Source organism: Xanthovirga aplysinae, from assembly GCF_009711365.1.
Taxonomy (GTDB): Bacteria; Bacteroidota; Bacteroidia; order Cytophagales; family Cyclobacteriaceae; genus Xanthovirga; species Xanthovirga aplysinae.
This window is the reverse complement of the sequence record NZ_SMMB01000875.1, coordinates 1-4988: the sequence shown is the minus strand read 5'-3', so window position 1 is coordinate 4988 and position 4988 is coordinate 1. Positions and strand designations below refer to the sequence as shown.

The 4988-nt window shown below is 37.5% G+C and carries 3 protein-coding genes; all 3 read right to left on the bottom strand.

From position 1 onward, the window contains the following. Positions 1-61: 61 nt before the first annotated feature. The 3 genes from E1171_RS07210 to E1171_RS07200 all read right to left on the bottom strand — a co-directional run bounded on the left by E1171_RS07210 (position 62) and on the right by E1171_RS07200 (position 4946). Positions 62-2134 carry a M16 family metallopeptidase gene (locus tag E1171_RS07210; RefSeq protein ID WP_155205337.1) on the bottom strand — a complete coding sequence of 691 codons (2073 nt, stop codon included), beginning with the start codon at positions 2132-2134 and terminating at the stop codon, positions 62-64. A gap of 38 nt (positions 2135-2172) precedes the next feature. After that, positions 2173-3501 carry a M16 family metallopeptidase gene (locus tag E1171_RS07205; protein ID WP_155205338.1) on the bottom strand — a complete coding sequence of 443 codons (1329 nt, stop codon included), beginning with the start codon at positions 3499-3501 and terminating at the stop codon, positions 2173-2175. 521 nt (positions 3502-4022) lie between these two features. Next, positions 4023-4946, bottom strand: coding sequence for a PfkB family carbohydrate kinase (locus tag E1171_RS07200; protein ID WP_155205336.1), 924 nt, complete (start codon positions 4944-4946; stop codon positions 4023-4025). Positions 4947-4988: the final 42 nt, after the last annotated feature.

The following is a 4988-nucleotide window of genomic DNA, read 5'->3' as shown; positions in this document are numbered from 1 at the left end:
AATTAAGAATTTTTTAATTGTCTATCCTAGTTATTCATTCTTCATTATTAATTAAGCTAGTTTATTTTGTTTCAAACACTTCGTCAGAAACTCCGGTGTTAAACTTAACATCTACCACCTCAGCTTTCACTTTTTGAGGTCCCATCGGAATAACTATGGTATAAGGAAATTTTATACCTCCTACTTCCTTATAATTCTCCAAATCAGTATTCATGGTCATTTCACCTTGATCAGTTTTAACAGAGCTTTGCTGACGAACTTTTAATCCAGATTTCACATCAAAATAATGGATTGAAACCGTACCACTTGGCAACTCCACTTCTACGGCATAAGCATCACTGTCTGCCACTCTTTCAATACCTTGCAAAGAAGTTTTTACCCCCAAAGCTTCATATTCTAATTCCGGAACAAAAAGAGCGTCAATAGACAGGTCCTTTACTTGGTTCTCGTCCATTGGAATTTGCTGCCCTCTGGCAATCATTACCCCATTCTCTCCATCAAATACCTGCTTTTGCAGTTCCATACCATTCATACTAGTCACAGAAGATTTCTTATTTGGAGCTTTATTAATGAAATTCATTTCCAATTCCATTCCCTGAACACTAGCCTTCATTTGTACTTTGGAGTCTTTAATGGCTTTAATGGCCTCCACCCCTCCAATAGCATTAATGTAGTCTAAAAGTACTTTTTCAGCGGTCAAATCTGCAGGTAATTCAGTTTTAGGAGCTTCGACCTCATTGCCATACATATCGTAGTATTTCACCTCAGCTATCTTTTCCAAACCTGGAGCGATTTTCTTGGCATCTCCCACTATAACGATATTCGCGTTATTTGGCAGGATATATTTTTTAGCCATTTCCTGGATATCTTCAGGAGTTACAGCACCTAATTTTTGCAAATAGGTTTCATAATAATCTTCTGGAAGATTATACATTGCGGTTCTAAGCGCAAAACGAGCTACAGTTTGTGGCCTTTCCAAGGAGCGAGCAAAACTTCCGGTCATTTCGCTGATCACTTTTTTCAATTCTTCCTCTCCTACCTTTTCATCTCGAATTCGGTTGAGCTCATAAAGAAATTCTACTACGGCACTATCCGTAACTTCAGTTCGTACACTGGCTGACGCATTAAAATCCCCAACTAGTCGATCTGAGGAAAGAGAAGAATAAGAACCATAAGTAAAGCCTTTATCCTCTCTGAGATTTTGAGAAAGACGTGCAGAAAAACTACCACCTAAAACGCTGTTCATCACACTCGCTTTAATGGCATCCTCACTACCTGGTTTCAACTGTACTGGGTAAGTAACACCAATTACGGACTGAACAGCTCCCGGTTTATTTACGATGGCAATTTTGGTAGAAGCAGGTGCCTTAGGTTCATGATAGGTTGTTGAAGGAATATTTCCTCTTTCCCATCCTCCAAAATACTTTTTAGCCAACTTCTTGGCATTTTTTAAGTTAATATCTCCTACAATGATCAGGTAACTTTTTTCCGGATGTAAATACTCTTTATAGTAATTTAAGATATCATCTCTGGAAATTTTCCCAACGGTTTCTTCCGTTTCTAATTCGCCATAAGGGTGATCTTTTCCGAAATTTAAAACTGCCCGAACATTGGCACCCATAGCGTTAGGATCATCTTTTTCTGTAGCCAATGCCGAAATGGTTTGCTTGACTTCCTTATCCAATTCTTCTTGAGGAAAGGAAGGGTGCAATAAAACATCTGACATTAATTCAGTAATCTTATCTAAGTGCTTGGTTAATGAAGAAGCATAAACTCCTGTAGAAGATGCACTAAGAGAACCTCCAATAAAATCTACCTCCTCATCTAATTGTTCCTTGGTTCGATTTGTAGTCCCTGCTCGCATCAATGAGCCTACCATACTCAAGTAACCCACCTTCTCTCCTTCCATAACAGGATCTCGATCAAGTGCTACCTGCAAGGATACTCTTGGAGTTTTATGATTTTCCACCACAAATACTTGCAGTCCATTCTTTAAATGAAATGACTTGTATTCTCCTAAATTAATTTTAGGGGCAGGTCCTGGCTCAGGGGCCTTTGTGCGATCAATTTGAGCCGACAATTGGGTCGACACCAAAAACAACAGCGAAAATAAATATATGAGTCTTTTATTCATTTCTATAAATCTTTAAAATGGAATATTAACTGAGCAGATTAATTATTTTGCTCTTGTTTTGGCAAATAATAAAGTGTTACCCTATTTTCTTTGGTTAAATAGGTATTAGCCGCTTTCCTAATGTCCTCACGGCTTACCTCTCTGTAGCGCTCAATTTCTGTATTGATCAGGTTGGAATTTCCGTAATACATATAATAATTAGCCAAATTTTCCGCAATTCCTGCTGCAGTAGTATTGGCACTTACAAAATCATTTTCTATTTGGTTTTGCAACTTTTGATATTCCCTTTCAGAAATCAGTTCCTTTTTCAATTTATCATATTCGGCTTCCATCGCTGCTTCCACATCTTCTGGCTTTACTCCCATATTAGTTATAGCGAAGGCAATGGTCAAACCTGGATCTTCCATATCTAAAGGAAAAGCACCAACCTGCAGCGCTTTCTGTTGGTCTTCCACTAAGGCCTTATTTAAACGAGAACTCTGTCCCTGTGACAGGATTTGAGCCAACATACTTACAGCATAATAATCTTTAGTCCCTTGAGCAGGAATATGAAAGCCTTGAACTACGGCTGGCAACTGAATATTATCATACACTACATCCCGAACTTCAGCCGTTTGAGCAGGCTCAACCTCTGTAGGTCTTGGAATTTCCGCTTTTCCAGCAGGGATATCTGCAAAATATTCAGCAATCCATTTTTTTGTATCCTCAAAGTCAATGTCTCCGGCAATGGACAAAACAGCATTTTGAGGCACATAAAAAGTCTTATAAAAATTCACAAAGTCCTCGTCTTTAGCATTGTTCAAATCTTCCATAGAACCAATGATTGGCCACCTGTATGGGTGAACGTTGTAGGCATGCTTAAAGGTCTGTTCCATTACAGTTCCATAGGGCTGATTATCTACCCGTAATCTACGTTCCTCTTTTACTACTTCCCTTTGTGTTTCAATTCCCTTTTTTTCTACTTTGGCATGCATCAACCTTTCTGACTCTAACCACAACCCTAATTTTAGTTGATTAGATGGCAATACCTCATAATAATAGGTACGGTCCCAAGAAGTATTGGCATTATTCATTCCTCCGGCATTGGAAATGTATTTATCAAATTCTCCTCTTTGGACATTTTCAGATCCCTCAAATAAAAGATGCTCAAAAAAATGGGCAAACCCCGTAAGACCTGGTTTCTCATTTTTTGACCCCACATGATACATCATACTTACCGCCACAATGGGAGTACTTTTATCCTGATGTAAAATCACATGCAATCCATTTTCCAGATCATACTCTTGGAATTCGATCTTTTTGTCCTGCGCCTGAAGCCCCATTAAAGGGATCATTAACAAGAGAAATAAAATTGATTTTTTGTTCATCATGTTAAATTAATTCAATGAAAAATAGTTAAAAAGTAGATTCATACCTGTAATCTACAGTAGAAAAAACCTACCAAATGTAAGTTTTCTAATAAAATATATCAAATTTTTGCCCGCAATACCCATAATATTTCCAAACCTAAAACTCTATACTCAAACACATCATAGAATTCGGAGAATTCCATTTCACCTCAATTATTATTCCCCCACAATAACCGACAATCAAACTAGAATTCACAATTGAATAGCCCCATCCCCTCACAATCAAAAAGTACTTTTCCTAACGACCCCTCAAAAAAAACGATAGCACTTCAAAAAACTTTACAGAAACTAATGGATATTTATTTACTTAAATACTCTAATTGGCCAATTCATCCGAAATATTCAATTGATTAGTACGGCCAATGGCCGATTTGTTACGCAGTTTTACACATTTTTTTTATTCCAACAATTAAAGGGCATAAAAAAAGGGAAACAACAACCGTTATTTCCCTTATCTAGAATTTCTATACCTTTAATTATTAAGCCATTTCAATTTCAAATTGGACAAGATCAATAAACTCCTTAACCCTCGCATTCAAGGTTTCATCAGAAAGTTCCACTAACCGCTCGCAACCAAACTTTTCCACACAGAAAGAAGCTAAAGCAGAGCCATAAATAATTGCTCTCTTCATATTTTCAAAGGAAGTGTCATTTGTGCTAGCCAAATAACCTATAAAACCACCTGCAAAGGTGTCTCCAGCCCCTGTTGGATCAAATACATCCTCTAAAGGCAATGCTGGAGCAAAGAAAACCTGATTTTCATTAAATAATAGAGCCCCATGTTCCCCTTTTTTAATTATTAATACCTTAGGTCCCAAAGCGATTATTTTCTGTGCTGCTTTTACCAAGGAATGCTCTCCGGAAAGTTGGCGTGCTTCTTCATCGTTAATGGAAAGCACATCTACCATTTTCATGGTCTCTTTCAAATCATCCAAGGCAACTTCCATCCAGAAATTCATGGTATCCATTACGATTAATTTAGGCCGCTTATGGAGACGCTCAATTACCGTTTTTTGAATTTGAGGAGTAAGATTCCCTAACATCAGGTATTCACACCCCTGATAACTTTCTGGTATCACGGGATCAAAATCTGCCAATACGTTTAATTCTGTCGCCAGGGTATCTCTGGTATTCATATCATTGTGATATTTTCCAGACCAGAAAAAAGACTTCTCCCCTTCTTTGATTTGAAGGCCCTCGGTATTCACTCCATGCTTATTAAGCATTTTTATATCTGAACCAAGAAAGTCATCTCCTACCACTGCACAAATATTAGTTTTATTGGTAAAATAAGAGGCAGAAAGAGCCCCATAGGTACCAGACCCACCAATGATCTTATCTGTTTTCCCAAAAGGCGTCTCAATAGCGTCAAAAGCTACGGTACCAACAACCAGTAAACTCATTTCTTATATAATTTAGACTTAAAATAATTTATTAATTTTATG